Here is a 1,209-nt window from a genome sequence, read left to right as displayed (position 1 = left end):
CCCGACCCCCTCAGGGGCGCGGGGAACTGCGCGAGCAAGCCACCACCGGCCCGCACACGAAAGACAGGCCTCACGGCCACCCGCAGACCGCCCCGGACCGATGTGGCCGAGCCAGCACACCCCCTGCAGGGGCCGCGAGCAAGCCACCACCGGTCCGCCAAAAACCCGTGGCCGAGCCAAATTGGCTCAGGTCGGGACGGCTCTCCTCCGCCGCGCACTATCCTCAGGCCGTTGAGCTCGTTCGAGCGAGGGGGGCGGCGGGCGCCATGGAGAGGCTTACCGACGGGGATCCGCAGCGGATCGGCGCGTACCGGCTGCTCGCGCGCCTCGGCGCGGGCGGCATGGGCCAGGTCTATCTGGCCCGTTCCGACCGCGGTCGCACCGTCGCCGTCAAACTCGTACGCGAGGACCTCGCCGCCCGCGAGGAGTTCCGCGGCCGGTTCCGGCAGGAGGTGCGGGCCGCCCGGCGCGTCGGCGGCCGGTGGACCGCCCCGGTCCTGGACGCCGACACCGACGCCCCCGTCCCCTGGGTCGCCACCGGGTACGTCGCCGGCCCCAGCCTCCACACCGTGGTGGGCGGCGACCACGGCCCCCTGCCGGAACGTTCCGTACGCGTCCTGGCCCGCGGCCTCACCCACGCCCTCCAGGACATCCACGCCGCCGGGCTGATCCACCGCGACCTGAAGCCCTCCAACGTCCTCGTCACCCTCGACGGCCCCCGCGTCATCGACTTCGGCATAGCCCGCGCCCTGGAGACCAGCGCCGGCGAGGGCCTGACCCGTACCGGCGCGCTCGTCGGCTCGCCCGGGTTCATGGCCCCCGAGCAGGTGCGCGGCGACCGGATCACCCCGGCCTGCGACGTCTTCTGCCTCGGCTCCGTACTGGCGTACGCGGCCAGCGGCACGCTCCCCTTCGGTGGCAGCGACAGCGGTGTGCACGCGCTGATGTTCCGGATCGCCCAGGAGCCCCCGGAGCTGGACGGCGTCCCGGAGTCCCTGCGCGACCTCGTACGCGACTGTCTGCACAAGACCCCCGAGTCGCGGCCCTCGCTCGCGGAGATCCTGGAGCGCCTCGGCCCCGAGGACGCCTCGACGGGCCCCTGGCTCCCCGGACCCCTGACCGCCGAACTCGGCAGCCAGGCCGTGCAGTTGCTGGACGTGGAGAACCCCGAGGGCGGCACGGCACCCGCGCCCGCCCTGCCCCCCATGC

The 1,209-nt window shown here is 74.6% G+C and carries 1 protein-coding gene; it reads left to right on the top strand.

What is annotated here, in order from left to right; all coding sequences use genetic code 11:
* Window positions 1-266: 266 nt before the first annotated feature.
* Window positions 267-1,209: serine/threonine-protein kinase (locus ACJA3G_RS37275; RefSeq protein WP_406557438.1), on the top strand; the 943-nt coding region annotated here is incomplete at its 3' end.

Source organism: Streptomyces sp. YS-3 (genome assembly GCF_045257485.1).
Lineage (GTDB): Bacteria > Actinomycetota > Actinomycetes > Streptomycetales > Streptomycetaceae > Streptomyces.
The sequence above is the reverse complement of the archived record's forward strand: the minus strand, read 5'-3'. Positions and strand labels throughout refer to the sequence as shown.